The 25,084-nt window shown below is 66.9% G+C and carries 23 protein-coding genes; 10 read left to right on the top strand and 13 right to left on the bottom strand.

Annotated elements, in window-relative coordinates; translation table 11 throughout:
- Window positions 1-172: 172 nt before the first annotated feature.
- Entirely contained in the window at window positions 173-760 is a 588-nt protein-coding gene (locus ACQ4MJ_RS24805; RefSeq protein ID WP_431150895.1) for a hypothetical protein, read from the top strand.
- Window positions 761-808: 48 nt separating this feature from the next.
- Here ACQ4MJ_RS24805 and ACQ4MJ_RS24810 read toward each other — a convergent pair whose 3' ends face one another.
- Complete coding sequence (locus tag ACQ4MJ_RS24810) at window positions 809-1,378, bottom strand: MarR family winged helix-turn-helix transcriptional regulator (protein ID WP_218301538.1); 570 nt, start codon at window positions 1,376-1,378, stop codon at window positions 809-811.
- Between the two features lie 117 nt (window positions 1,379-1,495).
- Between ACQ4MJ_RS24810 and ACQ4MJ_RS24815 the strand changes: the two genes are divergently transcribed.
- From ACQ4MJ_RS24815 to ACQ4MJ_RS24830, 4 genes are all read left to right on the top strand, one after another.
- Complete coding sequence (locus tag ACQ4MJ_RS24815) at window positions 1,496-2,449, top strand: Bug family tripartite tricarboxylate transporter substrate binding protein (protein WP_431150894.1); 954 nt, start codon at window positions 1,496-1,498, stop codon at window positions 2,447-2,449.
- On the top strand, window positions 2,446-3,774 hold the full coding sequence (locus tag ACQ4MJ_RS24820) for a sulfatase family protein (protein WP_431150893.1): 1,329 nt from the start codon (window positions 2,446-2,448) through the stop codon (window positions 3,772-3,774). The genes ACQ4MJ_RS24815 and ACQ4MJ_RS24820 overlap by 4 nt, the downstream gene beginning before the upstream one ends.
- A 65-nt stretch (window positions 3,775-3,839) precedes the next feature.
- On the top strand, window positions 3,840-4,811 hold the full coding sequence (locus ACQ4MJ_RS24825) for a helix-turn-helix domain-containing protein (protein ID WP_431150892.1): 972 nt from the start codon (window positions 3,840-3,842) through the stop codon (window positions 4,809-4,811).
- Window positions 4,812-4,993: 182 nt separating this feature from the next.
- The gene (locus ACQ4MJ_RS24830; RefSeq protein WP_431150891.1) at window positions 4,994-5,722 is read left to right on the top strand and encodes an alpha/beta fold hydrolase; all 729 of its coding nucleotides are present in this window, start codon (window positions 4,994-4,996) and stop codon (window positions 5,720-5,722) included.
- 71 nt (window positions 5,723-5,793) lie between these two features.
- Here ACQ4MJ_RS24830 and ACQ4MJ_RS24835 read toward each other — a convergent pair whose 3' ends face one another.
- Entirely contained in the window at window positions 5,794-6,699 is a 906-nt protein-coding gene (locus tag ACQ4MJ_RS24835) for a LysR family transcriptional regulator (RefSeq protein WP_431150889.1), read from the bottom strand.
- Between the two features lie 150 nt (window positions 6,700-6,849).
- Between ACQ4MJ_RS24835 and ACQ4MJ_RS24840 the strand changes: the two genes are divergently transcribed.
- Window positions 6,850-7,830, top strand: coding sequence for a TerC family protein (locus ACQ4MJ_RS24840; RefSeq protein ID WP_121421335.1), 981 nt, complete (start codon window positions 6,850-6,852; stop codon window positions 7,828-7,830).
- A gap of 17 nt (window positions 7,831-7,847) precedes the next feature.
- Entirely contained in the window at window positions 7,848-8,390 is a 543-nt protein-coding gene (locus tag ACQ4MJ_RS24845) for a DUF2062 domain-containing protein (RefSeq protein ID WP_431150888.1), read from the top strand.
- A 108-nt stretch (window positions 8,391-8,498) separates the two neighbouring features.
- Here ACQ4MJ_RS24845 and ACQ4MJ_RS24850 read toward each other — a convergent pair whose 3' ends face one another.
- From ACQ4MJ_RS24850 to ACQ4MJ_RS24865, 4 genes are all read right to left on the bottom strand, one after another.
- Window positions 8,499-9,467 (bottom strand): Bug family tripartite tricarboxylate transporter substrate binding protein, encoded by a 969-nt coding sequence (locus ACQ4MJ_RS24850; RefSeq protein WP_431150886.1) that lies wholly within the window; start codon window positions 9,465-9,467, stop codon window positions 8,499-8,501.
- A gap of 96 nt (window positions 9,468-9,563) precedes the next feature.
- Entirely contained in the window at window positions 9,564-9,821 is a 258-nt protein-coding gene (locus ACQ4MJ_RS24855; protein WP_055398346.1) for a DUF2783 domain-containing protein, read from the bottom strand.
- A 26-nt stretch (window positions 9,822-9,847) separates the two neighbouring features.
- Complete coding sequence (locus ACQ4MJ_RS24860) at window positions 9,848-11,500, bottom strand: FAD-dependent oxidoreductase (RefSeq protein WP_055398345.1); 1,653 nt, start codon at window positions 11,498-11,500, stop codon at window positions 9,848-9,850.
- Between the two features lie 187 nt (window positions 11,501-11,687).
- Complete coding sequence (locus ACQ4MJ_RS24865; protein WP_055398344.1) at window positions 11,688-12,647, bottom strand: MBL fold metallo-hydrolase; 960 nt, start codon at window positions 12,645-12,647, stop codon at window positions 11,688-11,690.
- Between the two features lie 142 nt (window positions 12,648-12,789).
- Between ACQ4MJ_RS24865 and ACQ4MJ_RS24870 the strand changes: the two genes are divergently transcribed.
- Entirely contained in the window at window positions 12,790-13,602 is an 813-nt protein-coding gene (locus ACQ4MJ_RS24870; RefSeq protein ID WP_055398343.1) for an IclR family transcriptional regulator, read from the top strand.
- Between the two features lie 7 nt (window positions 13,603-13,609).
- Here the strand turns inward: ACQ4MJ_RS24870 and ACQ4MJ_RS24875 are convergent, their stop codons facing one another.
- Window positions 13,610-14,203, bottom strand: a complete 594-nt coding sequence (locus ACQ4MJ_RS24875; protein ID WP_055398342.1) for a Crp/Fnr family transcriptional regulator — start codon at window positions 14,201-14,203, stop codon at window positions 13,610-13,612.
- A gap of 90 nt (window positions 14,204-14,293) precedes the next feature.
- Here ACQ4MJ_RS24875 and ACQ4MJ_RS24880 point away from each other — a divergent pair, with 90 nt between their 5' ends.
- A complete protein-coding gene (locus ACQ4MJ_RS24880; protein ID WP_055398341.1) occupies window positions 14,294-14,749 on the top strand; it encodes a methyltransferase family protein in 456 nt (151 codons plus the stop codon).
- Here ACQ4MJ_RS24880 and ACQ4MJ_RS24885 read toward each other — a convergent pair.
- Together ACQ4MJ_RS24885 and ACQ4MJ_RS24890 are read right to left on the bottom strand one after the other, a co-directional pair.
- Window positions 14,746-16,071, bottom strand: a complete 1,326-nt coding sequence (locus ACQ4MJ_RS24885) for an O-acetylhomoserine aminocarboxypropyltransferase/cysteine synthase family protein (RefSeq protein WP_431150884.1) — start codon at window positions 16,069-16,071, stop codon at window positions 14,746-14,748. The two genes, ACQ4MJ_RS24880 and ACQ4MJ_RS24885, sit on opposite strands and share 4 nt — an antisense overlap.
- 87 nt (window positions 16,072-16,158) lie before the next feature.
- Entirely contained in the window at window positions 16,159-16,674 is a 516-nt protein-coding gene (locus ACQ4MJ_RS24890; protein ID WP_228899007.1) for a CoA-binding protein, read from the bottom strand.
- Between the two features lie 105 nt (window positions 16,675-16,779).
- Here ACQ4MJ_RS24890 and ACQ4MJ_RS24895 point away from each other — a divergent pair, with 105 nt between their 5' ends.
- Entirely contained in the window at window positions 16,780-17,130 is a 351-nt protein-coding gene (locus ACQ4MJ_RS24895; protein ID WP_431150883.1) for an MliC family protein, read from the top strand.
- 9 nt (window positions 17,131-17,139) lie between these two features.
- On the opposite strand, the gene ACQ4MJ_RS24900 is transcribed toward ACQ4MJ_RS24895, so the two are convergent.
- The 4 genes from ACQ4MJ_RS24900 to ACQ4MJ_RS24915 form a co-directional block, all read right to left on the bottom strand.
- Entirely contained in the window at window positions 17,140-17,754 is a 615-nt protein-coding gene (locus ACQ4MJ_RS24900) for a thioredoxin family protein (protein WP_121421326.1), read from the bottom strand.
- Window positions 17,755-17,861: 107 nt separating this feature from the next.
- Window positions 17,862-18,710, bottom strand: coding sequence for a prolipoprotein diacylglyceryl transferase (lgt, locus tag ACQ4MJ_RS24905; protein ID WP_228899005.1), 849 nt, complete (start codon window positions 18,708-18,710; stop codon window positions 17,862-17,864).
- Between the two features lie 65 nt (window positions 18,711-18,775).
- Window positions 18,776-21,025 (bottom strand): protein-disulfide reductase DsbD family protein, encoded by a 2,250-nt coding sequence (locus ACQ4MJ_RS24910; RefSeq protein ID WP_431150882.1) that lies wholly within the window; start codon window positions 21,023-21,025, stop codon window positions 18,776-18,778.
- 114 nt (window positions 21,026-21,139) lie between these two features.
- Window positions 21,140-24,952: a DUF748 domain-containing protein gene (locus ACQ4MJ_RS24915; protein WP_431150881.1), complete on the bottom strand. Its 3,813-nt coding sequence runs from the start codon at window positions 24,950-24,952 to the stop codon at window positions 21,140-21,142.
- Window positions 24,953-25,084: the final 132 nt, after the last annotated feature.

Consider the following 25,084-nt stretch of genomic DNA (forward strand, 5'->3'; position numbering starts at 1 on the left):
CACCGATACGACCTTTGCCAACGCGTCCCGCCGTTGGGTGCGGCCCTGTGCAGTCAATCCCCAAAACGGGGGATGACGCTGAGGCGGGGCGTTTGTTAGTATTTGTGCGTGTTGTAGCTATTTGTATAGAGCAGTGGCAAGCCTAGGTCAATTCACCGACGGAGGAGAGGGTATGTTGAAAAAAAGCATTATTTCTTTGGGGTTTATTTGTGCGGCTGGATTTGCACATGCAGATCTCAAAAATATCAGCGCGGGCGGAGTTCATTCCGCAACCAATCTGGAAGCCATCGCTTGCACTATAGCCGGGTACGATGGGGCGTCGTACCGTGGTACCAAGGTGCTGTATATCTTTGCCGAATCGATGGGTACTGGGCGTGATCCCATGCTCAAAGTCAGCTCGCTGAAATACAACTATGTGATGCAGAACGACGACTGGGAGGAGGAATACTATGTCAATGGTGCAGCACGAACCCCTGTACCGGCATCTTTGTATTCCAGCTTTTTGCGAATTCCTAAGCGGGCTACCGACGCGGCAGTCATCTACTTTGCAGACCCAGGGGAGGCTGTTTGTGCTTTCACCAAAGAGTATGCAAATGATGGAAACCTTTATCAGGTTCAAATTTCTATTACCGATGTCACGGCGGCCATTACGGCGGCAGGAATCCGATCTTCAGCAAACGATGCCGCTGTGGATCCAAATGGAATGCTGCGAGCGGATTTGAACCAGCTCATGGAAATTCAGGCAAATACTGAAAAATAGGAAACTGCGATTCCAGGGGGTTGGAAAGGACCGTTGGTGGCGCTGCCGTCACCAGTCTTGGTCTGTTCGCGAAGTGTTCCGGCCCCCGCGCAACCGGTAAGTGCGCGGCACATCGGTGCGGCTTGCTACCAGGGCTTCCGCCCGTTTTTGCATATCGGCCAGCGCGTGGTCCAGGGCCTGAACCGTGCCCGTGTTCAGGCCCGCCAGCAGTTCCTGGTTAAGCGCCTTCACCTGGGGGAACAGCTGATCGTGCAGCGCCTGCCCCGCCGGGGTGAGCGATAGCACCGCCTGGCGCCGGTCGCCCGGCATCGCATCGCGGGTGAGCAGTTTTTTGGCCAGTAGCGACGTGATGGCGCGTGACGTGCGCGACCGGTCCAGCCCCAGCCGCTGGGCCAGCTCGGCCGGGGGCATGCCCGGGTGCTGCGCCAGCATCATCAGCAGCCCCCACTCGCGCCGCGTGATGCCGTAGCCCCCTTCGCACAGCCGCACCACCAAGCTGCCCGCGACGGCCAGCAGTCGGTTCAGGCGGTACATCAACAGGTCGTTGGCCGCTTCCGGATGCGTCAGGCGGTGGCCCGGCTCGGCGGGGCCTGGGGGTGCCGGGGTGGGCGCGGACATCAGGGTATTTCCGTGCAATAGTTGATTAGATCAATCGATTGTGTGGCCAATACAGTGCGCCCATCAACCTGCGCGATGGTGCAGGGCCCTGCAATTGTCCATGGAGACTTTTCGACGATGCGCAAACCCCTTTCTTCTGTACTGGCCATAGCGCTGGCCCTGGCCGCCTCCATCACGCAAGCGCAGGAAGCCCCGTTGCGCATCGTGGTGGGCTACGCCCCCGGCGGCTCCACCGACCGCGTGGCCCGCATCGTGGCGGACAAGCTGGGCAGCAAACTGGGCACGCCCGTGATCGTGGAGAACAAGACCGGCGCGGGCGGCCGGCTCTCAGCCCAGGCCGTCAAAGCCGCGCCCGCCAACCAGCCCACGCTGCTGCTGGCCAACCCCGCCGTCATGCTGGTGGCGCCCCTGGTGTTCCCCGACGCAGGCTACGACCCCGAGCGCGACTTCCGCCCCGTGAGCCATGTCAACAGCTACGAATTCGGCGTGGCCGTGGGCAGCGCCGTGCCCGTCAAGGAACTGCCACACCTCATGGCCTGGCTGCGCGCCAACCCCGACAAGGCCAACTTCGGCGTGCCCGCCACCGGGAGCCTGCCGCACTTTTTTGGCCTGATGGTGGGCGACGCCGCCAAGGTGCGCGCCGAGGTGGTGGGCTACCGGGGCTCGGCGCCTCTGCTCAACGACCTGCTGGGCGGCCAGGTGCCTGTGGCGTTCGACACGTTTGACACCCTGCTGCCGCAGCACGAGGCGGGCAAGATCCGCATCCTGGCGGTGTCGGGTGCCAAGCGCAGTGCGCTGGATGGAAAGATCCCCACCTTTAAGGAAAGCGGCCTGGACCTGGCCGCCACCGGCTGGAACACGTTCTTTGCGCCCATGAGCATGCCCAAGGCGCAGGCCGAGCGCCTGGCTGGTCTGATCCATGAAGTGATGAAGGACCCCGACACCCAGCGCAAGTTCGAGACCGCCAAGATGGAGCCCGTGGTGGCGACCATGGCGCAGACCGAAGCCATGCTCAAGGCCTACCGCGCGCAATGGGCCCCGGTGGTCCAACGCTCGGGCTTCAAACCATGACCACCCGCCCTAACATCATCTTCGTCGTCGCCGACGACCTCGGCTATGCCGACCTGGGCTGCTATGGCGGCCGCGACGCGGCGTTTGGCCCGGTGTCGCCGGTGCTCGATCAACTAGCGGCCAACGGTCTCAAGCTCACGCAGGGCTACTCCAACTCCCCCGTCTGCTCGCCCACGCGTTTTGCGCTGATGACGGCGCGCTACCAGTACCGCCTGCGCGGCGCGGCCGAGGAGCCCATCAACAGCAAGAGCCGGGGCAGTACCACGCTGGGCCTGCCCCCCGAGCACCCCACGCTACCGTCGCTGCTGCGTGCAGCGGGCTACCGCGCGGCGCTGATGGGCAAGTGGCACCTGGGCTACCCGCCCGCGTTCGGGCCCCTGCGCTCGGGCTATGAAGAGTTCTTCGGTCCCATGTCGGGCGGGGTGGATTACTTCACCCACTGCAGCTCCACCGGCACGCACGACCTGTACCTGGGCGAAGAAGAAAAGCAGCAGGACGGCTACCTCACCGACCTCATCACCGACCACGCGCTCGACTATGTGCTGCGCATGGCGCCGGGCGCGCAGGCCGGCACGCCGTTCTTCCTGAGCCTGCACTACACCGCGCCCCACTGGCCCTGGGAGACCCGCGACGACGAGGCGCTGGCGCAGGAGGTGAAGACGAACCTGTTCCACCTGCACGGCGGCAATATCGAGACCTACCGCCGCATGATCCACCACATGGACGAGGGCATTGGCCGCATCATGGCGCTGCTGGAGGCAAAGGGCCTTGCGCGCGACACGCTGGTGGTGTTCACCAGCGACAACGGTGGCGAGCGCTTCTCGGACAACTGGCCGCTGGTGGGCGGCAAGATGGACCTGACCGAGGGCGGCATCCGCGTGCCCTGGATCGCCCACTGGCCTGCTGTGATCGCACCCGGCGGTGTGAGCGCGCAGACCTGCATGACCATGGACTGGTCGGCCACCATGCTCGACGCAGCAGGGGCCGCCGCACATGCGGACTACCCGCTGGACGGCCGCTCGCTGATGCCGCTGCTGCGCGATGCCAGCCTGCAGGACGAGCCCCCGCTGTTCTGGCGCATGAACCACCGGGGCCAGCGCGCCATGCGCCAGGGCGTGTGGAAGTACCTTCGCGTGGACGGCGACGACTACCTGTTCAACCTGGCCGACGATCAACGCGAGCGCGCCAACCGCGCGCCTGTGGAGCCCGAACGCCTGCAGACCATGCGCGCCGCGTGGGAGGCGTGGAATGCGTCCATGCCCGCCATTCCAGACGATGCGACGGTGAGCCTGGGCTACTCGGTGAAGGACATGCCGCAGCGCTGAGCCTGGCGGGACGGCAGGGCTTGCCCTGTTGCCCGCCCGGCCCCCTTGCCGGTAGATTGGGCGCCATGCCCGCCGCCACCCTTGTGCCCTCGTCCCCCGCTGCTCTGCGCCAGTGGACCACCGACGTGGTGGCGCCGCCCGCGCGCCTGGACTACTGGGTGGGCGCGATCTGCGAGGCGTTTCTGGAGATGGATTGCAGCTCCCGCGAGGCGCCGCTGTTTGGCGGGGAGCTGCAAAGCCTGCCGGTGGAGACGCTGTCCATCAACCGCGTCCGCGCCTCCACCCAGGATGTGTTTCGCACGCCCGCAGGCATTGCGCGCAGCCGCCAGCTGCCTTTCTACCTGATCGGCCAGGCCGAGACCGCGTGGCATGTGCGCCAGGACGGCCATGTGGCCCACCTGCGCCCGGGCGATGTGGTGCTGCTGGATTCGGCCCGGCCCTATGAACTGCACTTTCCTGAAGGCGTGCACTGTGTGTCGCTGCAGCTTCCGCGCGCCTGGGTGGGGCAGTGGCTGCAGCAGGCCGAGGCGCCCGGGCCGCGTGTGGCCTGGCGCGACCAGGGCTGGGGCCAGAGCCTGGGGGCGCTGACCGTGCAGCTGGCGCGTGACCCGTCCTCGGCGCAGGCCCTGCCGCCTGCGTTGCTGTCCGACCACCTGGGCGCGTTGTTGTGCGCTGCGCTGGAGCCGCCTCTTTCACCGGCACCCACGGCGGCGCGCAGCCTGCATGCCCATCTGTGTGCGCTGCTGCAGGCGCGCATCGACCAGCCGGGGCTCTCGGCCCCGGCGCTGGCGCAGGAGGCGGGTGTGTCGCTGCGCACCCTGCACCGGGCCTTTGCGGCACAGGGCCACACCTTTGCGGGCACCTTGCGCGAACTGCGCCTGGCGCGTGCAGGCGAGCTGCTGCGCCGCCCCCAGTTGGCCCATGTGGCCGTGGCCGAGATCGGGCGGCGCTGTGGCTTTGCGGACCCTTCGCATTTCGCGCGCGCCTTCCAGCGCGCCATGGGCGTGCCGCCCGCGCAGTGGCGGCGTGGCGGCTGATTCCGTTTACAAATCATCCGCGTCGTTGTTGCTTCGCCTTGCCGCGCTACACGGCGGTGAAGCTTTTGGCACACCCAGCACAGCCGGCTGGCACGCGCAGGCCATTCCTTGCCACCAGGTGTTTCTAAGGTAGCGGCAGGGCGGATCGCCCGGTCCAGCAACACAACCCCAAGGAGACACACATGCCGGATACCTATGTCCTGGTCCATGGCGCCTGGCACACCGGTGCCGAAATGGAAGCCACCGCCACCCACCTGCGCGCGCGCGGCCACACCGTGCACTGCCCCACGCTCGCGGGCAACCGCCCCGGCGACAACCGCGCGGCCACGGGTCTCGCCGACGCGGTGGATTCGCTGGCGGCCTTCATCGAAGGTCAGGGCCTGACCGACGTGCGCCTGGTGGGCCACAGCTACGGCGGCATGGTCATCAGCCACATGCCCGCGCGTCTGCCTGGGCGCATCCGCCGTCTGGTGTACTGGAACGCCTTCGTGCCGCAGCCAGGCGAATGCCTGAACGACCTGGTGCCGCCGCATTACCGCGCGCTGTTCGACCAGGTGGCGGCCAGCAGTGGCAATGCCGTGATGCTGCCGTACCCCATCTGGCGCGAGGCCTTCATCAACGATGCCGACGAGGCCCTGGCGCAAAGCACCTACGCGCTGCTCAACCCTCATCCCTACCGCGCCTTCACCGAACCCGCGCAACTGCCCGTGCCGCTGGCCGCGCTGGAGGTGGGCAAGAGTTACCTCAACGCGCAGCAGGACACTGCACTGCCGCACAGCCTGCCCTGGCACCCGCGCCTGTCGGAGCGGCTGGGCCTGTTCCGCCTGGTGGAGTGCCCGGGCAGCCACGAGCTGTGTTTTTCCGACCCGGCATCGGCTGCCTTGCACATCGAGCGGGCAGGGCGCGACTGAAGGGAGCCTTCTAGGTTGGATTGATTTTTGGTGTTATTGGCTCCTAGCGATTGATGGGTAAGCGCTGGTAGCTATAAATTCAGAAGCGTTTCGCTTTTCCCTGCCTCCAGCAGCCGCACGAGCAGCGGGTGCATCACCTTGCGGGCGCTGTAGATCAGGTGGAACTGCTCCTGCACATCGGGTGCGGTGCCCACCTGCACCAGCCCGTGGGTCTGCGCCAGGTGCTCGCCCAGCGACACCGGTGCGGGCATCACGCCCATGCCGGTGGCAGCAAAGGTGCTGAGCAGGGCGCTGTCTTCAAACTCTCCCGCAATGCGCGGGCGGATGCGTTCGCGTTCCAGCCAGTGGTCGATGCGGGCGCGCATCGCGGCGTGGTCGGTGGGCAGCAGCACGGGCACCACGGCCAGGCTGTGGGGGAAGTTGTTGGCCGCCGCCTCGGCCCACAGCGGCGGCGCGTACCAGGCGATGGCGCTCGTGCCCAGCAGCTGGCTGGTGGTGCGCAGGGCCGGGTTGGGCGGCGCGGCGCGGTCGGCCAGCACCGCGTCGAGCTTGTGCAGCGCCAGCTCGCCCAAGAGGGGCTGGAACTCGCCCTCATGGCACAGCAGGCGCAGGTGCGGCTCGTCCAGCACGGGCGTCAGCAGCCGGTGCACGGCCAGCTTGGCAATGCCGTCGGAGATGCCCAGGTTCAGCCGCAGCGTCTGGCCGCTGGCGGCCTCGCGCACGCGCACGGGCAGCAGCTCGCCCAGCGCAAAGATGTGGTCGGCCTCGTGCAGCGCGGCCACGCCCGCATCGGTGAGCACCAGGTTGCGGCCCTCGGTGCGCAGCAGGCTCACGCCCAGCGACTTTTCAAGCTCCCGCACCTGGGCGCTGATGGTCTGCATGGCCATGTCCAGCCGCTCGGCGGCGCGGGCGATACCGCCCTCCTTGGCCACCACCCAGAAGTAGAAAAGATGGCGGTAGTTGAAGCTCTGGCTCATGGGTTCTTCCGAGGGAAAAGGGTTTGGTTCGTAAAAACCGAACCAATACTACTGTGATAACAGGTTTTAAAGAAGTACATCAGCCCCTACAGTCCGGGGCTTGGGCGTCCGGCGTGCCTGGGCGTGTGAGGGCATCTTTGGAGAAACTCGATGGAAACAATCGGAACGTGGTGGATGTGGGCGGGATTTGCCGTCTTCGTGGTCATCGCCATTGGCGTTGACCTGCTGGTCATGGAGCGCCAGGGCGCGCACAAGGTCACCATGGGCGAGGCCGCGCGCTGGAGCCTTTTGTGGTTCTCGCTGGCGTTTGTGTTTGTGGCCATTCTGTGGTGGTACCTGGACGGAAGCCAGGGCCGTGAGATTGCCAACACCGTCTCTATGCAGTTCATCACCGGCTATCTGGTCGAAAAGAGCCTGTCGGTGGACAACATCTTTGTCTTCCTGATGCTGTTCAGCTACTTTGCCGTGCCGCCGCAGTACCAAAAGCGCGCGCTCATCATCGGCATCATCGGTGCCATCGTGCTGCGCACGCTGCTCATCCTGGCAGGTGCCTGGCTGCTGGCCACCTTCCACTGGCTGCTGTATGTGTTCGGTGCGTTCCTGGTCGTCACCGGCGTGAAGATGTGGTTTGCCGCTGGGCAGGAGCCTGACATCGCCACCAACCCGGTGCTCAAGTTCCTGAAGAAGCGCATTCGCATCACCGACCAGTTCGATGGCGAGAAGCTCTCCACCATGATCAACGGCGTCAAGCACTTCACGCCCCTGTTTGTGGTGCTGGTGCTCATCGGCACCACCGACATCATCTTTGCGGTGGACAGCATCCCGGCCATCTTCGCGATCACCAGCGACCCGTTCATCGTGCTCACGGCCAACATCTTTGCCATTCTGGGCCTGCGTGCGCTGTACTTCCTTTTGGCTGACCTGGCCAACCGCTTCCACCTGCTGGCCTATGGCCTGGCGCTGGTGCTGGTGTTCATTGGCGGCAAGATGCTGCTCATCGACTTTGTGAAGATCCCGATCGGCTATGCGCTGCTGGTGACGGCGTCGCTGATTGCTGGCTCGATCTTCCTGTCGCTGCGCAGCTCGGGCGAAAGCGCCCATGGCGCTCCGGCCCTGCCGCGCAAGGACTGAGTGCAGTGGTAAGCCAGATGCTTTGTTCATTGCGCCGCTGGCTGCGCGCCCTGGAGCCACGCGCCCGCGCACACCTGGACCGGGACTGGCTCATCCGCCTGCGCCCCTGGCTGGAGCGGCGCGAGCTGTTTCGCTTTCAGCGCCAGCCCCTGGCGCGCGGGGTGGCGGCGGGCCTGTTCTGCGGGCTGATCCCCGGGCCGCTGCAGATTCCGGGCACGCTGCTGGTCTGCGCCTGGCTGCGCGGCAACATCGTGGCGGGCGGGGTGGCCACGTTCTATACCAATCCGCTCACCACCGTGCCGCTGTATGCGCTGGCCTTCTATCTGGGCGCGTTGGTGATGCCGGGCACCCAGACTTTGCCCGCGTGGAGCAGCGTGGTGCCGGGCGGAGACTTCTCGGTGCAGGCGCTGGGCGCCTGGATGCAGGCCCTGGGCACACCGCTGCTGGTGGGCCTGCCCACGCTGGGCCTGGTGATGGCGGTGCTGGGTTATGCCACCGTGCAATTGCTGTGGCTGGCGCCCGCCCTGCAGCGCAAGCGGCGGCTGGCACGCAGCCGCTGAGTGCCCTGCGACAGGAGCGTGGCATTTGCCTGCGCCACCGTGGAACTGGCGCCCCCAGGCCACGGGTGGCGTCCCCTCCGGGGGAAAACGGCGCAGCCGTTCAGGGAGTTAATCGAGTTTCACGCCCACCTTCGTAATGACTCGGCCCCACTTTTCCCGCTCGGCACGCGCAAAGCTGCCCATCTGGGCGGCCGTGCCGGGCATGGGCTCCACGCCCAGGGCCTGCAGGCGGGCCTTGGTGCGCGTGTCGGCCAGGGCTGTCTGCAATGCCTTGCTGAAGTTGGCCACCACATCGGCCGATGCGCCCGTGGGTACCACCAGGCCCTGCCATGCAAAACCTTCAAACCCTTGCAGGCCCTGTTCGGACATCGTGGGCACATCGGGCATGGTCGTCACGCGCTGCGGGCTGGCCACACCAATGGCCTTGACCTTGCCGCCGTTGAGAAACGGGTACACCGTGGCGCTGTCGATCCACATCGCGGGCACCTGACCACCAATCACATCCTGGATGGCCGGAGCCGCACCGCGATACGGCACGTGCGTGAGCTTGAGCCCACTTTGCTCGCGGAACAGCTCGCCCACCAGGTGGTGCGGGCTGCCCGGTCCGGCGGATGCCCAGTTCACGCCATCGGCCTGCCCCTTGGCCCAGGCCATGAATTCCTTGAGGTTCTTGGCGGGCACGCTATTGGACACCACCAGGAACATCGGGAAGCGCACCAGCAGGCCCACGGGTTGGAAGTCCTTTTCGGCGTTGTAGGCGAGCTTGCTGAACAAGAACGGGTTGGCCGCCAGCGTGGCGAAGTCGGCCGAGAACATCAGGTTGCCGTAGTCCCTGTTGCGCGCGCTGTATTCGGCGGCAATGTTGGTGCCCGCGCCGGGCTTGTTGTTAATGACGATGGGGCGGCCCAGCGTGGCCGACATCGATTCGGCAATCGTGCGCGCGACGATGTCCGAGCCGCCGCCCGCCGCGTAGCCCACCACCCATTCGAGTGGCTTGGAATCCTGGGCGTGGGCCAGGGGCAGGGTGGTGGCAAGGGCCAGGCCCGCGAGGGTGGCGAGGAAATGTTTGCGCTGCATGGTGGTGTTGTCTCCGTGGTGGTCGAGGTTCAAGGCGAGTCGGGCCCTGCACCGTCTGCGCGGTGCTGGGGCGGTGGGGATGAAAAGGGGCTGTGGTTAGGCCGCCACCGCGTGGGTGGGCACCACGGGCGTGATGGCCGGGGTGCTGCGCCGGTCGGCCGTGGGCACGGCGCTGCCGCGCGCCAGTTGCAGTGCGTGCTGCAGCGTGGCCTGGTCACCGATATGGTTGGCCAGCAGCAGCACCAGGCGTGCGTTCATGGCGTGGCTCTCGGGCGTGGACAGGCCCTGGTGCGCCGCAATCAGCGCTTCATAAAAGTCGTCGCAGGCCTGCAGGTTCGGTTGGGTGTTCAGCATGGGCATGTTCCTTGTCGTCTTACTGGTCAGACGGCTGAGGCCGTGGCACGGGCCAGTGCGCTGCACACAGCCGCTTCGGTGGGCGTGCGCCAGCGTGCGCACACATGCTGGTCGGGCCGCACCAGGTACACGGTGCGCGGCAGCGCATCCAGCCGCTGGGCGGCCAGCGTCTGGTGGTCGATCACGTCGATGCCGATCTGCAGCACCTTCACACCGGGCAGGCCATGGGCCCATGCAGGGGCTGGGCCAAACACCAGCAGCGTGAAGTCCGGCCCCAGCTCGCGCAGCAGCCAGGTGGGCTGGTCTTGCCGGGTCAACGGTGCGTCCAGCAGCACGGCACCAGGGACCTGGGTGCCTGCGAAGTGATCGGTATCCGGCGTGTTCAGGGGCGACTGGTGCAGCGTGGCGGGCACCGAGAGGCGCCCGCTGTTCACGATACGCCGTGCAAACGCATGCTCGCGCGCCAGGTGCAGCGCCGCGTCGCGGAACAGGCGGCTCACCTCGCTCTTGGGCGTGATGAAGTCGGTGGCTCGCGTGGAGTTGCACAGGTTTTCGTCGGCCGCGTATTCGCGCTCGGGGCCATACGTGCCCACCAGCGCGGGGCTGGCGCGGCCCTGGAGCACCCAATCGAGCTTCCAGGCCAGGTTCTCCGCGTCCTGCACGCCGCTGTTGGCGCCCCGTGCGCCAAAGGGCGAAACGCCGTGGGCGCTGTCGCCCGCGAAGACGACGCGGCCGTGCACGAACTGGTCCATGCGCAGGCAGGCAAAGGTGTAGACGCTGGCCCAGTCCAGCTCGAACTGTGCATCCGCACCCAGCAGCGCCTTCACGCGCGGGATGATGTTTTCGGGCTTTTTCTCTTCTTCGGGGTCGGCGTCCCAACCGAGCTGAAAGTCGATGCGCCAGACGTTGTCGGGCTGGCGGTGCAGCAGCACGCTCTGGTTGGGATGAAAGGGTGGGTCGAACCAGAACCAGCGCTCGGTCGGGAAGTCCGCATCGCCCGCCAGCTTCACGTCTGCGATCAGGAAGCGGTCCTGAAAAATGCGCCCCTTGCTCTCCAGCCCCAGCATCTGCCGCGTGGGCGAGCGTGCGCCGTCGCAAGCTACCAGCCATTGCGCATCCATCTGGTAGGCGCCCTCGGGTGTGTCGATGGTGAGCAGCGCGCCGTCCGCGCGGCTTTGCACCGCCGTGACCTTGTTGTGCCAGCGGATGTCGATGCCTGGCAACTGCAGCGCACGCTCCACCAAGTAGGCCTCGGCGTAGTACTGCTGCAGGTTGATGAAGGCGGGACGCTCGTGGCCTTCTTCGGGCAGCAGATTGAATTCGTACAGCTGCTCGTCCTTCAAAAACACCTTGCCCAGGTTCCACGACACGCCCTTGTCCACCATGCGCTGGCCCACGCCCAGGCGGTCCCAGATTTCGAGCGTGCGCTTGGCAAAGCAGATGGCGCGCGAGCCGATGGAGAGCTTGTGGTCGTTGTCCAGCACCACTACACGCTGTCCGCGCTGGGCCAGGTCAATGGCGAGCGACAGGCCCACGGGGCCCGCGCCGATGACCACGATGGGTTGCTGTGCGGGCGTGGTGCGGTCCTGGTCGGGCGAGCGCACGTAGCCGAAGTCGATGGCCTGCACCTCGGCGCCACTGGCGTGAAAAGCCTCGCGGGGAATGTCTCTGGGATTCATGTTCTACGACCTTCGTGTTTGATCGATTGCCTGATGTAGAGAGCTGACCTTTGCAACTGGCGCGCCCTGAGCGAGGGACGCCGAGCAAGGGCCGCCCCGCAGCGAGGGCGTCGTCCCCCTTCCCGAATCGCGCAGCGGTTCGAGAGAAGGGGGAAGGCGCGCAGCGCCTCAGGGGGTTGTTCTCTGCCTAGCCTTCCAGCGATTTCCACATCTGAATGTCGCGTTCAGCGGTCCAGATGCGTGGGTCGGGGTATTGCGTGGCCTCGTCGTACGCACGGGTCACGTCAAACGGCATGCAGTGGTTGAAGATGACCCAGTGGCCGTACTTGGGCTGCAGCTTGGCAAACGTGGCCTCGTACACCTTGCGCAGGTCTTCGCCCTTGGCGGCACTGGCCTTCACGCTCTCGTACAGGTCGCTGATGAAGGCGCGTGTGCCGGCTAGGCCCGCCTGCACCTGCTCGGGCGTCTGCAGCGCGGCGCCCCGGCCGGGCACCAGCTTTTCGGGCTTCAGCGCAGCGATGTTGTCCAGGGTCTGCGGCCAGTCCTGGAAGTACGCGTCGCCCGCATACGGCGTGGCGTCGAACTCCACCAGGTCGCCGCTGAACAGGATCTTTTCCTGCGGCAGCCAGGCGACCGTGTCGCCCTTGGTGTGGCCCCGGCCCAGTTGCAGGATCTGCACCTCCAGCTTGCCCAGCCACAGGGTCATCTTTTTGTTGAAGGTCATGGTCGGCCACGTCAGGCCGTCCGGCACGCTCTCCACGTTCTGGAACAGGCGCGGGAAGCGGCCGATCTCGCTGTCCTTGTCGAACTGGCCGCGCTCCACGATCAGGTCGCGCGTGTCTTCGCTGGCAATGATGTGCTCGGCGCCGTAAGCGCTTGCGCCCAGCACGCGCACCGCGTGGTAGTGGGAGAGCAGCACGTATTGGATGGGCTTGTCCGTCACCTCGCGGATGCGGCGGATCACGTCCTGCGCCATCACAGGCGTGGCCTGGGTGTCGATGACCATCACTGCGTCGTCGCCAATGATGATGCCGGTGTTGGGGTCGCCCTCGGCCGTGTAGGCATAGGCGTGGTCGGAGAGCTTGTCGAAGCTCACCTTCTTCACTTCGAGGTCGGCGGCAGAGGCAAAGGTTTTGACGGTGCTCATGGTGGTGATTTGTTAATGGTGAATGCGTTTATCTAAACGGAATGTGTTGATGTTAGGCAAGAAATTCGTTCATGTCTAACGCATTTGTTTAGGTGTAAACCCGAACGGGTGGTGGATGCTGCGCTGCGTGGACAATCGCCCCATGCCCACCACGACCCCCGACCTGCCCCCCGCCGACGACGAAGACACGCCTCGCAGCCCGCGCGGCATTCAGAGCGTGGAGGTGGGCGGCCAGCTGCTGAAGGTGCTGGCGCGCACCGGCCGGCGCATGGCGCTCAAGGACCTGGCCCGCGCGGCGGACATGACGGCCGCCAAGGCCCACCCCTACCTGGTGAGCTTCGGCAAGCTGGGCCTGATCGAGCAGGACGCCGTGAGCGGCCACTACGGCCTGGGCCCCTTGGCCATGCAGCTGGGCCTGATCAGCCTGCAGCAGGTGGACCCGGTGCGCCTGGCCATTGCCGAGTTGCCCGCGCTGGCCCAGCGCATCGGCTACACCGTGTCGGCCTCGGTCTGGGGCGACAGTGGCCCCACCATCATTCGTGTGGAGGAGGGCCCCACCGCCGTGTATGTGGCCATGCGCCACGGCACCACGGCCTCGGTGCGGCACACGGCCACGGGCAAGGTGTTTGCAGCCTTCGGCCCGCGCGAGCGCGCTGCGGCTGCGCTGGCGGCCGAAGGGTTTGCGGGGGCCCTGGATGAACCCGCGTTTGCGGCCGAACTGGAGGCGGTGCGCCAGCACCAGATCAGCGAGGTGACCGACCAGCTCCTGCCCGGCATCAGCGCGCTGGCAACGCCGGTGTTTGACGGGTTTGGGCAGCTGGTGTTGTGCCTGGCGGTGATAGGGCCCAGCGCCACGCTGCAGACGGGGCCGGGCAGTGCTGCCGCAGGCCATCTGCGCGACACCGCGCGCAGCCTGTCGCAGCGCCTGGGCGCCGCGCAGGGCACCAAACCCTGAGCCGCCGTCAGCCGCCGCGCAATATGCGCGCCTTGATGCGGCTGAGCGCCACCGGCGTCACGCGCACATAGCTGGCAATGTCGCGCTGGCGCACCTGGGCGGCGATCTGCGGGTGCTGCTGCAGAAAGCGCCGGTAGCGCTCTTCGGGCGACAGCGTGAGCAACTCCATCTCGCGCTGCTCCTTGCGCTGGCCGTACAGGCGGTAGGCATTGCTCAGCGCGCGCTGCCACCCCATGTGGCGCGCGGCCAGCGCTTCCAGCGCGGCATGGTCGATCTGCTCCACCGTGCAGGGCCCGCCTTCCGCCAGGGCGGTGTAGCTGGTAACGCCGCCCGGCTGCAGTGCCGTGAGGCTGGCAAAACACATGCCGGCCGGCACAAACCCCTTGACCCAGGCGTCACCTACGGCCGTCTCGTACACCATCTTGATGAGCCCTTGGTTCACCACAAAGACCCGGGGCTGCGCCTCGCCCGCGTGGAACAGCACCTCGCCCGGCCGCAGCTGCCGCACCGTGGTGGCGCGGTCCAGAGCCTCCCACTCGGGCAGCGGGGCCTGTGCCAGTTGCTCCAGCACCGTGTGGGTGGAATGAGAAAAGGTCGGCAAAAGAGGACTCCGTTAACCCAGGTTATCGCCAGCACAGCACGCCATCGGCAGACTGCGGGCCATGTCTTGATTGTGCAAGGAGAGGTCGGAATGCAACGTTTGCTGCTGCCCCCTGTGGTCTGGTTTGCGTCGGTCGGTGCGATGGTGATTTTGCAGCGCATCTGGCCCGTGGCCGTGCTGCCCGCTGATGGGCGTGTGCTGGCCTGGTGGGCGGGGGGTGTGCTGGTGCTGGCGGGCCTGGTCGTGGCCCAGTGGCATGCTCGCCTGTTCAGGCGCATCGGCACCAACATCAACACCTTTGGCGAGCCCGGCACGCTCACCACAGCAGGCCTGTTTGCACACACGCGCAACCCCATGTACCTGGGCATGCTGCTGGCCCTCGCGGGTGTGGCGCTGGCGCTGGGCACTTTGTCGCCGTGGTTGCTGGTGTTGCAGTTTTTTGTGCTCGCGCAGTGCTGGTACATCCCGCTCGAAGAGCGCAAGCTGGCGGCCCGTTTTGGACGCCAGTACGCGGACTACTGCCGGGATGTGCGGCGCTGGATCTAGGCTCCTTGAGAGCGCGCCAGTGCCTGGTCAACGTCCCACAGGATGTCGTCCAGGTCTTCAATCCCCACCGACAGCCGAACCATGTCCGCGCTCACGCCAGCGCGGGCCAGCTCTTCTTCGCTCAGTTGGCGGTGCGTGGTTGACGCAGGGTGGATCACCAGCGTCTTGGCGTCGCCGATGTTGGCGAGGTGGCTCAGGAACTCGCAGGCGTCGATGAACTTCTCGCCCGCCGCAGCGCCTCCCTTCACGCCAAACGTGAGGATGCCCGAGGCGCCCGGCGCCCCGTCCACAGCACGAAACTGCTTTTGCGCCAGATCGTAGTACGGCGAATCCGCCAGACCCGGGTAGTTGACCCACGCCACCTGCGGATGGCTTTGCAGAAACTTCGCCACCGCCAACGCATTGCGGCAGTGTTCGCGCATGCGCAGGTGCAGGGTTTCGGCGCCCTGCAGCAGCTGCCACGCGTTCATGGGCGAGAGCACGCCGCCGAAGGTGCGGTTGACCTCCATGCGCGCCTTCATCGTGTAGCCAAAGTCGCCAAAGGTCTCGTAGAACTTCACGCCGTGGTAGGCGCGGCTGGGCTCCACCATCTCGGGGAACTTGCCGTTGTCCCACGGAAACTTGCCACCCTCCACCACCACGCCGCCCATGGTGGTGCCGTGGCCGCCGATGTACTTGGTGGCGCTGTGCACCACGATGTCGGCGCCCAGCGCCAGCGGGTTGCACAGGTAGGGGCTGGCCACCGTGTTGTCGATGATGAGCGGCACGCCGTGGGCATGCGCCACCTCGGCCACGGCGGCGATGTCAAGCACGTTGACCAGCGGGTTGCCGATGGTTTCGCCATACAAGGCGCGGGTGTTGGGGCGCATGGCACGTGCAAAGTTTTCTGGGTCGGCCGGGTCCACAAACGTGGTCTCGATGCCCAGGCGCCCGAAGCCCACACCCAGCTGGCCCACCGTGCCGCCGTAGAGCGTGCTGGCCGCCACGATGTGGTCGCCGGTTTTCAGGATGGCCAGCAGCGCCGCCATCTGCGCGGCCATGCCGCTGGCGCAGGCCAGGGCGGCGCGTCCGTTTTCGAGGCTCGCAATGCGCTCCTCGAACACCGCCACCGTGGGGTTGCTGATGCGGCTGTAGACGTTGCCAAAGGTCTGCAGGTTGAACAGGCTGCTGGCGTGCTCGGCGTTGTCGAACACAAAGCTCGTCGTCTGGTGGATGGGCGTGGCGCGTGCGCCGGTCACGGGGTCGGGCTGGGCGCCGGCGTGGATGGCGCGGGTGCCAAAGCCGAACTCGCGGTCGGCGCCGGAGGGATGGTTGGAGGACATGGTTTTGAATGAAATTGGCTGCTAACGCTTGATGGATAAGCGCTAATAGCTATGAATTTTATAGCTTTGTGCTTGACTGCGAATTGGCTAGTAAGGCAGCTGCCGCAGGCGCTTGGCGCTGATGACCCGTGTGTTCACGCCCATCCAGCCCAGGCCGCCAAACAGCCGCGCGTGCTCGATCTTCACGCAGCGGTTTTCGATCACCTGCAGCCCGGCGGCCTCGGCGCGTTGCCTGGCCGCCTCGTTGAACACCCCCAGTTGCAGCCACAGGCACTTTGCGCCGATGGCGATGGCTTCATCGGCCAGCGGCGGGATGTCCTCACTTTTGCGAAAGCAGTCCACCATGTCGATCTTCTGCCCCTGCGCCGCCAGCGCGGCAGCGGCTTCGGTCACGCTGGCGTAGGCGGTTTCGCCCAGGATCTGCCCGCCATCCCGTGCGACGAGCGGATTCACCGGCACGATGCGGTAGCCATGTGCCTGCATGTACTTGGCCGCGAAATAGCTGGGTCTGTGCCATTGGGGCGACAGTCCCACCACCGCAAGGGTGCGGCAGTGCGTCAGAATATCGCGCAGGGTGCTGATGGTGTCGGGCGTGCGTTTCATACATGGCAGTGTATGGGGGCGAACCGCTGCGGCGCCAGACCCCCGCGTTGTCCACCCACACTGCCATCAACACGGTGGCACCGACCCAGAATCCGAGGAGATCCCGTGCAGAACCCACCACGCGCCCGCCGCACCACTGGCCTTGTCGCCACGGCTGTTGTCTTGTCCACCTTTGCCCTGAGCGCCTGCACCCCGCCCCGTGCCCCCGATGTGCCCAAGGTCCAGCGCGTCACGACCTACGCCTGTGACCGTGGCCCCATGATGGTGGTGCACTGGCCCGCCCAGCCCGATGGCCCTGCGTTGCTGGAAATGAATGGCCGCACCGTGTCGCTGCAGCCCGAGCGCGTGGCGTCGGGTTTTGGATACGGTGATGGCGGCACCTACATCCGTGGCAAGGGCAACACCATGTACTTCCACAGTCCGCGCGCTCTGCGGGTGAACTGCGTGGCGCGCTGAAGTTCTTTTTCAGCTGGCCGATTTGTACTTGATGCTGCAGCCGTAAGGCTGCGTCGTGGCCGCCGAAATCGGCTTGCCCGCCAGCGCTTCTGCCAGCCCCACCTTCACATAGTTGGTGGCCTTCTCGATGTCAGCCGGGCGCGCCGAAGGGATGCTGTCGATACCGCCTGCATACACCAGCACGCCCTGCGGGTTGACGATGTACAGGTGTGGCGTGGTGCGGGCGCCGTAGCTTTTGCCCACGGTGCCTTCCTCGTCCATCAGCACGGCGGTGGGGGCGGCCTTGCGCTCCTGCTTCCAGGCCATCAGCTTGGCGGGCTCCAGGTAGTCGCTGCTGGCTTTTTCGGTGGAGTTGATGGACAGCCACACCACGCCTTTGCCGATGGCGTCTTTCTGCGTGGCGGGCATGTTGCCGCTGTCGTAGTGCTTGCGCACGAAGGGGCAGCCGGGGTTGGTCCATTCCAGCACCACGTGTTTGCCCTTGAAGTCCGACAGGCGCACGGTTTTGCCCGACGTGTCCTTGAGCGTGAAGTCGGGTGCGGGCTGGCCCACGGTGGCGGCGGCCTGTGCGCCCAGGGCAACCAGGGCGGCGGTGGCGATCAACGTACGGCGAAGCAGCTTCATGGCAGGGTCTCCTAGCGGTTGACGAGGGGGCGAAATGTTCTGGCAATCAACAGGGCAGCGTGAAGTCGGCTGCTCGGCACGCAATGACCGGATTGCTCCTCAGGCAATCAAGTTGGACGGGGTCGGGGCTCGCCAGGGGGGACTCCTGGGCGAGCCTTTCTGTGCGCCCACAGCCACAGCCCCACGCCCGCCGCGATCATCGGCAGGCACAGCCACTGCCCCATGCTCATGCCCAGCGACAGCAAGCCCAGGTGAGCATCCGGTTCGCGGAAATATTCGGCGATGAAGCGGAACAAGCCGTAGCCGAACAGGAAGGCTGCGGCCACCTGGCCCGGGCGGCGTTCTTTGCGCGCGTACACCCACAGCAGGATGAACAGCAGCAACCCTTCCATCAGAAATTGGTAGACCATCGATGGATGGCGTGGCTGCAGCGAGCCGCTGTGCGCAAACACCATGCCCCAGGGCAGGTCCGGGCTTGCAAAACGGCCCCACAGTTCGCCGTTGATGAAGTTGCCCACGCGCCCCGCAGCGAGGCCTGTGGGCACACAGGGCGCCACAAAGTCGGCCACCTGCAGCCAGGGGCGCTTGCGCGAATGCGCAAACCACAGCATGGCTGCCACCACGCCCAGCAGGCCACCGTGGAACGACATGCCCGGGGTCCAGATCATCAGGATTTCCAGCGGATGGCTCAGGTAGTAGGCGGGCTTGTAGAACAGGCAGTAGCCCAGGCGCCCACCTACCACCACGCCCACCACGCCAAGGAAGAGGATGTCCTCCACATCCTTGCGTGACCAGGCGCCAGGACCGCTGATGGAGGCGAACGGTGCGTGGTGCAGGCGCAGACGGCCCAGCAGCAGGAACAGCCCGAAGGCCGCAAGGTAGGTCAGGCCGTACCAGTGAACGGCCAGCGGTCCAAGCTGCAGTGCTACGGGGTCGATGGCGGGGTAGGTCAGCATGGGGCGGCGTTAGGGCTGGGGGTTTTCAAATACATCGCATGCCTTGCGCTTGCAACGTTCCTGCCCTATAGCTGGGCGATGGTGGCGCGCACCTCGTCCACGCTGAGCACCTCGGTCAGCACCACCGGCGGCTTGCCGGGGCGGTAGAACACGTAGACGGGCACACCACTGCGGCCCAGCGACGCCAGGGCGGCAGTAATGGCGGGGTCGCGGCGCGTCCAGTCAGCACGCAGCAGGGCGACGTTCTTGGTTTGCAGGTCGGCCAGCACATCGGCGTTGGCCAGCGTGGTCTTCTTGTTGTATTGGCAGGTCACGCACCAGGCGGCGGTGAAGTCCACAAACACCGGGCGGCCCGTGGCCACGATCTGCTCGGCCGCGCCGGGTGCCCAGGGTTGCCAGCCGGTGGCCGAGGCCTGCGTGGACGGTGTGGCGGCCTGCGCGGTAGGAAAGTGCGTGATGTGGGGCGCAAAGGCCCAGACCAGCAAGGACATGGCCGCGATGGACACCGTGGCCATCCACACGCGCGCACGCCCGGCCAGCGACAGGGCCCACACCACCAGCGACAGGCCCACCAGCAGGATCAGCAGCGCCCCCGCGCCGTCGATGCCGCTTTGCTGGCCCAGCACCCACACCAGCCAGACGACAGTGGCCAGCATGGGGAAGGCCATGAGCTTGCGGAAGGTGTCCATCCACGCACCGGGGCGTGGCAGGGCGCGCGCCACGGCGGGCACAAAGCTGGCTGCCAGGTACGGCAGGGCCAGCCCCAGCCCCAGCGCCGCAAACACAGCCAGCGCCTGGGGCGCGGGCAGCGTGGCGGTCAGGCCCAGGGATGCGCCCATGAACGGCGCAGTGCAGGGCGATGCCACGGCCACGGCGAGCACACCGGTGAGGAAGCTGTCGGCCACAGGGTGGCGGGCCTGCAGGCTGGCCACCGAGGACGGCAGGAAATGCCCGAACTCGAACACGCCGGCCAGGTTGAGTGCGATCAGCGTGAACAGCGCCGCCAGCGATGCCACCACGGCGGGCGACTGCAGCTGAAAGCCCCAGCCCACCGCCTCGCCCGCCGCGCGCAGGCCCAGCATGAGCGCGCCCAGGGCGATGAACGACAGCACCACACCCGCTGTGTAGGCGATGCCGCTCACGCGGTGCGCGCGCCGGTCTTGCGCATGCTGGGTAAAGCCCACCACCTTGATCGCCAGCACCGGGAACACGCAGGGCATGAGGTTGAGGATGAGGCCCCCGAGCAAGGCGCCCAGCAGCGCGGCCGTGAGTGTGAGGGACGATGCGCCGGAGCCCATGGCTGGCGCGGCAGCGCCGCTTGCCTGCGCAGCATTGGCCTTGAGCGCGGCCTCCAGCGCGGGCGACACGCTGGCAACCGACGCGCCCTGCGGCCAGGTGCCCAGCACCTTCAGCTCTGCGCGGTAGCCGGTGCGCGTGTCGGGGCCAGTGGCATGTGCGGGCGACTGCTCGGCCAGCACCACGGGCATCAGGCTGGGGCTGGCGCTGCGCTGGGCAGACAGGGGAATCTGCGCGGTCCACACGCTGCCGTTCCAGGCCTGCTTCCACTGCGCGGCGTTGTCGATGACTTCGGCGGTTTCGGGGAACAGGTCCAGTGTCTTGCCACGCAGCGCCACGGGCAGGCCCTGCACGCTGACGTTCAGCAGGTTGCCGTCCGCGATCTGGGCCTGGCTGTCGGGCACGATGCCGTTGGTGCCCGCCAGCACGGGCTGGGGATGGGCCTTGGTGGCTGCCTCAAAGGCCGCACTGTTGAGCGCCGTGGTGCTCTGGATGGGCAGCTGCAGCGTGAATTCGCCTTCTTCGGGAATGCACTCCTTGCGGCACACCAGCCAGGAGGCGCGCAGCTTGATCGTCGCGTCCTTGGCCAACGGGCTCGGGGCAAAACTGCTGGCCACGGTGACGGGCACGGGCAGCAGCACCGTGCCTTCGTAGCCATAGTTGGCCAGCGTGCCGATGGGGATCTTCTTGGGCAGGGGCCAGGCGATCTCGCCCGCGTCCAGACCGGCTGGCAGCGTCCAGGCCAGGTCGGTGGGCAGGCCAGAATCGCCAGGGTTCTTCCAGTAGGTGTGCCACTCGGGCTGGTGGGTGATCGAGAGGCCCAGCCACAGCGGCTGGCCGGGCGCCACGCCCTGGGGCGCATGGGCCAGCAACTCGGCGCGAACATAGGGCGTGGTGACCACGCTGGTGCCCTGTCCGCTGGTTTTTGGGCTAAATTGGGCGTTTGCGCCCGTCCATAAAGCGCTTGCAGCTATCAAAAACAGAGTAACTGCGAGGCGGTAAAGCGGGCGTGAAAGCATGGTGCAGTGTGGGAGCTGGCAGGGCGGGTTTGGTTCCGGCGCCCCTGTGCTCTGCCTGCGGGGCGATCAGACTGGCGGAGGGGGATTCCCCGGAACCTTCCGCCAGCCAGGCGCCTATTGTGTCGCCAGGCTCAAATCCGCACGCGGGGTCCACTTTTCGGGCTGTTTGCCAGCCTTGGGGGCCGCTACGAACAACCGCTCTACTGGCAGCTTCTGCGCCACCAGATAGGCGCGGATCGCCTGGCCGCGCTGCGTGGCCAGTTCGGCGGCCATGGCCTCGGTGGCGGGCTGGTTGGCCAGCAGCAGGGCTTCCATCTCGGGCACCGTGAGCTCCTTGGCCAGGCCGACCAGGTTGCGCGGCTTGGGGATGTCGGCGCGGCGGTACACCTCCTTGAGCAGGACGGGGTATTCGGCGGCCGATACGGGGGCGGTATCGCCCGGGTTGGCGCGGCGTTTTTCGGCCAGCACCCGTTGTTGCAGGCTCTCGCGCCGCAGGCCTTCGCGCTCGTCCTGCAGGCTGGCCGTGCCGGTCACAGTGATCTTGAGCGCGGGGCGGTCGGCCAGGGCCTTGGCCACCTTGTCCAGGTTCTGCTGCGCCTCGGCCGTGAGCGTGGCGCTGCCGGGGGCAAAGGGCACGTGGCTCATCTCGTCGCCACCGCCGAAGGCGCTGGCCAGCAGGCTGAAGGGCGAGGTCAGCGCCTTGCCGATGAGGTTGACGATGATCTTGAAGATCACCGGGCCAATGCGGAACTGCGGGTCGTTGAGCGAGCCGCTGATGGGCAGGTCCAGGTCGATCACGCCCTGGCGGTCGGCCAGCAGGGCCACGGCCAGCTTCACGGGCAGGCTGTTGGGCGCGCCCTCCACGGGCTCGCCAAAGGTCAGCTGGTTGAGCACCAGCCGGTTGCTGGCGGTGAGCTGGCCATTGGGCAGCACCTTGTAGTTCACGTCCACGCTGAGCTTGCCGCGCTCGATGCCATGGCCCGCGTATTTGACGGAATAGGGCGTGAGCGGGGGCAGCTCCAGGTCGCGCACCTTGCCCACGATGTCGAGGGCCAGCGGTTTGGCCAGCGGGTTGAGCTTGCCGGTGACTTCGAGCGACGCCGAGCCCTCGGCGCGGCCGCGCAGCTCCAGGTCGGCCAGCACGGGCTCGCCACCCGAGGCTTCGGACGAGAACGCGCTGAGCTTGCCGGTCAGCTCCGACAGGTCGGCCGAGTAGTTGGGCTTGATGAAAAAGTCCGAGAACAGCACCTTGCCGTTGACCAGGCTCACGGGGCCAAAGACCACCACAGGGGCCAGCGGGTCGGCCTGGGCCACCGCAGCAGGGGCAGGGGCTGTGGGCGCTGCCGATGCGGCTGTGGCGGGGGCCGATGCCGTGGGGGCGGCCGTGCTGGCAGCGGCGCTGGCCGCATTGGCCGCCCGTGCCTCGGCCGGGGTCTTGGCAATGTCGCTCAGGTTGATGCGGCCGGCCTCGTTGATGGTGACCCGGGCAAAAAAGTCCACCAGGCTGGTCTCCTTGACCTCCACGCGCGGCGCGGTGCCGGGGGCGGTGGCCACGGCCAGGCCGCGCAGGTTCAGGCTCTTCCAGGCCAGCAGTTCCTCACCCACCTGGGCCTCGGTCTTGGGGGTGAAGGCGGCGGTGCTGTTGGCCTGCAGGTCTTCCACCACGGCATCACCGCTCAGACGCAGGCTGACTCCTTTGTCGGTCTGCGCCAGGGCCACCTGGCCCCGGTAGCCCACATCGGCGCGCAGCAGTTCTACCGACAGCTGGCTGGCCAGGTAGCCGTCCAGTGCGTGCAGCGGCAGGCGGGTGGCGTCGAGCTTGCCCTGGGTGGCCAGCGGCTGCAGGGCCAGCGTGCCCTGGTAGTCGAGCTTGCCCGGCGCGGCCTTGCTGCCCTTGCCCGGTGCGGCGGCGCGGGCGGTGAGCGTGAAAGCTTCGGGCTTGCTGCCGTCGCTGGCCAGGTTGCGGGCGGTGATGCCCAGGGCCGTCACCTCCAGCGCCACGGGGCGCGGCTGGGCGTTGTCGGCCAGCGAGACGGTGCCGCCTTGCACCGAGAAATCGGCCACGCGCAGCTTCCAGGGCGCGGCGTTGCTGGCGGGGGCTGGGTCGGTCGTTGCGCTGCCTTGCACGGAGGGCGCTGCCTTGAGCCAGCGCTCGAACATCCAGCGCCCGTCCGCGCCCCGTTCCACCGCCAGTTGCGGCTGGCTGATGGCCAGGCGCTCCAGCGTGGCGGCGCGTGCGTCCAGGGGCACTTCGGCCCCGGCAATGTCGAGCTTGCCCAGGCTGACCAATGTGGTCTTGCCTTGCTTGACGGCCAGTTGCTCCAGCGCCAAGGGGCCTGCCTTGAGGGTGACGCCGGTGGCGCCTGCCTGCGCGGCCTGTGGCGTGGGCGCTTGCCACAGCACACCCACATCGCCGCTGAGCTGGCCGGTCACCGTGGGCTCCAGCGTCTGGGCCAGGTAGGGCGCGGCCAGTTGCAGGGCCAGGGCGTTCAGGGTGGCGTTGACCTGGGCCTTCTGGTCCGTGGCTTCGCCGGTGAAGCTGAGTGTGCTGCCCTGCAGGTTGAGCCCGCCCTTGAAGGTAAAGGGTTTGGCGAAGGGGACGGCGACGTCGGCCGCATCCAGCGTGACCTCTGTGGCCTGCAGGGCCGCTGCGGGGCGCGTGGTCTGGTCGGCCCAGCGCAGGGTGCCGCCGCGCACTGCGGCGGTGGCGACTTCTACTACCCAGGCGGGTGCGGCCTTGGCCTTGGCTTTGCTGGAGGAAGCGGGCGAGGCAGAGGCCGATGCTGCGCTGGCGCTGGCCAGTGGCGAAGACGCCGGTTCAGCAGATGCAGGTGCCGCAGGTGCGGGGGTCTTGCCCTTGACCGCCGATGGCGGCGGTGCAGGCGGTGCCAGTTGCGCCAGGTTGATCTGGCCTGCAGCATCGCGTGTGGCAGTGACCACGGGCGCGGTCAGCTCCACATGCTGCAGTCGCACCACCTGGTCCAGCGGGCGCACATCGGCCATGTCGACTTTCAGGCGCTCATAGCTCAGCAGGTCGGCGCCCTGGCGGTCTGCGATGCGTACGCCGCTGGCTTGCACGGTGCCGGTCAGCTTCACGGCCATGCGCGGGTGCTGTTCAAAGGCCACCTTCACATCCGCATCCAGCGTGGCGCCCAACACCTTGACGGGCAGGTTGGCTGGCAAATAGCCCAAGTAGGGCGCGAGGTCCAGCCCGTCCAGCCGAATCTGCGCGTCAGCCTGGCCGGTCTGCGCAAACGGCGTGCCCTGGGCGGACGAGTCAAACCGGCTGCCATTGAGCGTGAACGCAAGGTGGGGCTCGACCTTCACCTCGCGTTGCGACGGCAAGGTGCTGATGAAAGGCACCTTGAGGGCCAGGTCGCGCACCTCGTGGGTTTTATCCACGGCGGTGTCCGAGAAGTCGATGCTGCCACCCGTCAGTGCCAGGTTGTACAGCGCCACCCGTGCGGGGCCTTTGTCGGGCTCGGGTTCGGTGGTGGGCGCGGTGACTTTGGCGATGATGTCGTCCACGTCATAGCGGCCGTCGCCCAGGTGGGTGATGCGCAGCACCGGGTTTTCGATGGTGAAGGCGTCCACCACGGGCGCCAGGCGCAGCAGCGACTGCAACTCGCCATCGGCATAGACTCGGCCAATGGTCAGCTGTGGGGGCGCGCCGTTGGCACCTGCCACGGCCACGTCGCGCAGCGCGAATTCCAGGCTCCAGGGCTCAAAGTCGATGCCCCCCACGGTGACGGTGCGGCCCAGTTGTTCGGACGCAATGCGCTCCAGCGGCCCCTTGACCAGCGGCGGAATGGCCAGCCAGGTGACCAGCCACAGGACGATCAAACCCGCCAGCGCGCGGACGGCAGGGCGGAACCAGCGGTGCTGGCGCAGGGAGGCAGACGAGACGGAGCGCAGGGAGATCGGCATGGCGGCAGGCAAAAGTGAGCGCCGCAGCCCCAGGAAGCCGGGTGCAAGAAGTCCAAAAAAGGCCGCGCGCGCGGGCCGCTATTGTCCCCGTTGTGGGTCTGGCGGGGTAAGCCATTGCAACCGGGGGCTGCG

The organism is Acidovorax facilis, from assembly GCF_050626955.1.
Classification (GTDB): Bacteria; Pseudomonadota; Gammaproteobacteria; order Burkholderiales; family Burkholderiaceae_C; genus Acidovorax; species Acidovorax facilis.

What these genes read in the sequence shown, in the direction of transcription:
- ACQ4MJ_RS24805 (WP_431150895.1), top strand. Translation starts at nt 173, where the DNA reads ATGTTGAAAAAAAGCATTATTTCTTTGGGGTTTATTTGTGCGGCTGGA.
- ACQ4MJ_RS24810 (WP_218301538.1), bottom strand. Translation starts at nt 1,378, where the DNA reads ATGTCCGCGCCCACCCCGGCACCCCCAGGCCCCGCCGAGCCGGGCCAC.
- ACQ4MJ_RS24815 (WP_431150894.1), top strand. Translation starts at nt 1,496, where the DNA reads ATGCGCAAACCCCTTTCTTCTGTACTGGCCATAGCGCTGGCCCTGGCC.
- ACQ4MJ_RS24820 (WP_431150893.1), top strand. Translation starts at nt 2,446, where the DNA reads ATGACCACCCGCCCTAACATCATCTTCGTCGTCGCCGACGACCTCGGC.
- ACQ4MJ_RS24825 (WP_431150892.1), top strand. Translation starts at nt 3,840, where the DNA reads ATGCCCGCCGCCACCCTTGTGCCCTCGTCCCCCGCTGCTCTGCGCCAG.
- ACQ4MJ_RS24830 (WP_431150891.1), top strand. Translation starts at nt 4,994, where the DNA reads ATGCCGGATACCTATGTCCTGGTCCATGGCGCCTGGCACACCGGTGCC.
- ACQ4MJ_RS24835 (WP_431150889.1), bottom strand. Translation starts at nt 6,699, where the DNA reads ATGAGCCAGAGCTTCAACTACCGCCATCTTTTCTACTTCTGGGTGGTG.
- ACQ4MJ_RS24840 (WP_121421335.1), top strand. Translation starts at nt 6,850, where the DNA reads ATGGAAACAATCGGAACGTGGTGGATGTGGGCGGGATTTGCCGTCTTC.
- ACQ4MJ_RS24845 (WP_431150888.1), top strand. Translation starts at nt 7,848, where the DNA reads ATGCTTTGTTCATTGCGCCGCTGGCTGCGCGCCCTGGAGCCACGCGCC.
- ACQ4MJ_RS24850 (WP_431150886.1), bottom strand. Translation starts at nt 9,467, where the DNA reads ATGCAGCGCAAACATTTCCTCGCCACCCTCGCGGGCCTGGCCCTTGCC.
- ACQ4MJ_RS24855 (WP_055398346.1), bottom strand. Translation starts at nt 9,821, where the DNA reads ATGCTGAACACCCAACCGAACCTGCAGGCCTGCGACGACTTTTATGAA.
- ACQ4MJ_RS24860 (WP_055398345.1), bottom strand. Translation starts at nt 11,500, where the DNA reads ATGAATCCCAGAGACATTCCCCGCGAGGCTTTTCACGCCAGTGGCGCC.
- ACQ4MJ_RS24865 (WP_055398344.1), bottom strand. Translation starts at nt 12,647, where the DNA reads ATGAGCACCGTCAAAACCTTTGCCTCTGCCGCCGACCTCGAAGTGAAG.
- ACQ4MJ_RS24870 (WP_055398343.1), top strand. Translation starts at nt 12,790, where the DNA reads ATGCCCACCACGACCCCCGACCTGCCCCCCGCCGACGACGAAGACACG.
- ACQ4MJ_RS24880 (WP_055398341.1), top strand. Translation starts at nt 14,294, where the DNA reads ATGCAACGTTTGCTGCTGCCCCCTGTGGTCTGGTTTGCGTCGGTCGGT.
- ACQ4MJ_RS24885 (WP_431150884.1), bottom strand. Translation starts at nt 16,071, where the DNA reads ATGTCCTCCAACCATCCCTCCGGCGCCGACCGCGAGTTCGGCTTTGGC.
- ACQ4MJ_RS24890 (WP_228899007.1), bottom strand. Translation starts at nt 16,674, where the DNA reads ATGAAACGCACGCCCGACACCATCAGCACCCTGCGCGATATTCTGACG.
- ACQ4MJ_RS24900 (WP_121421326.1), bottom strand. Translation starts at nt 17,754, where the DNA reads ATGAAGCTGCTTCGCCGTACGTTGATCGCCACCGCCGCCCTGGTTGCC.
- lgt (WP_228899005.1), bottom strand. Translation starts at nt 18,710, where the DNA reads ATGCTGACCTACCCCGCCATCGACCCCGTAGCACTGCAGCTTGGACCG.
- ACQ4MJ_RS24910 (WP_431150882.1), bottom strand. Translation starts at nt 21,025, where the DNA reads ATGCTTTCACGCCCGCTTTACCGCCTCGCAGTTACTCTGTTTTTGATA.
- ACQ4MJ_RS24915 (WP_431150881.1), bottom strand. Translation starts at nt 24,952, where the DNA reads ATGCCGATCTCCCTGCGCTCCGTCTCGTCTGCCTCCCTGCGCCAGCAC.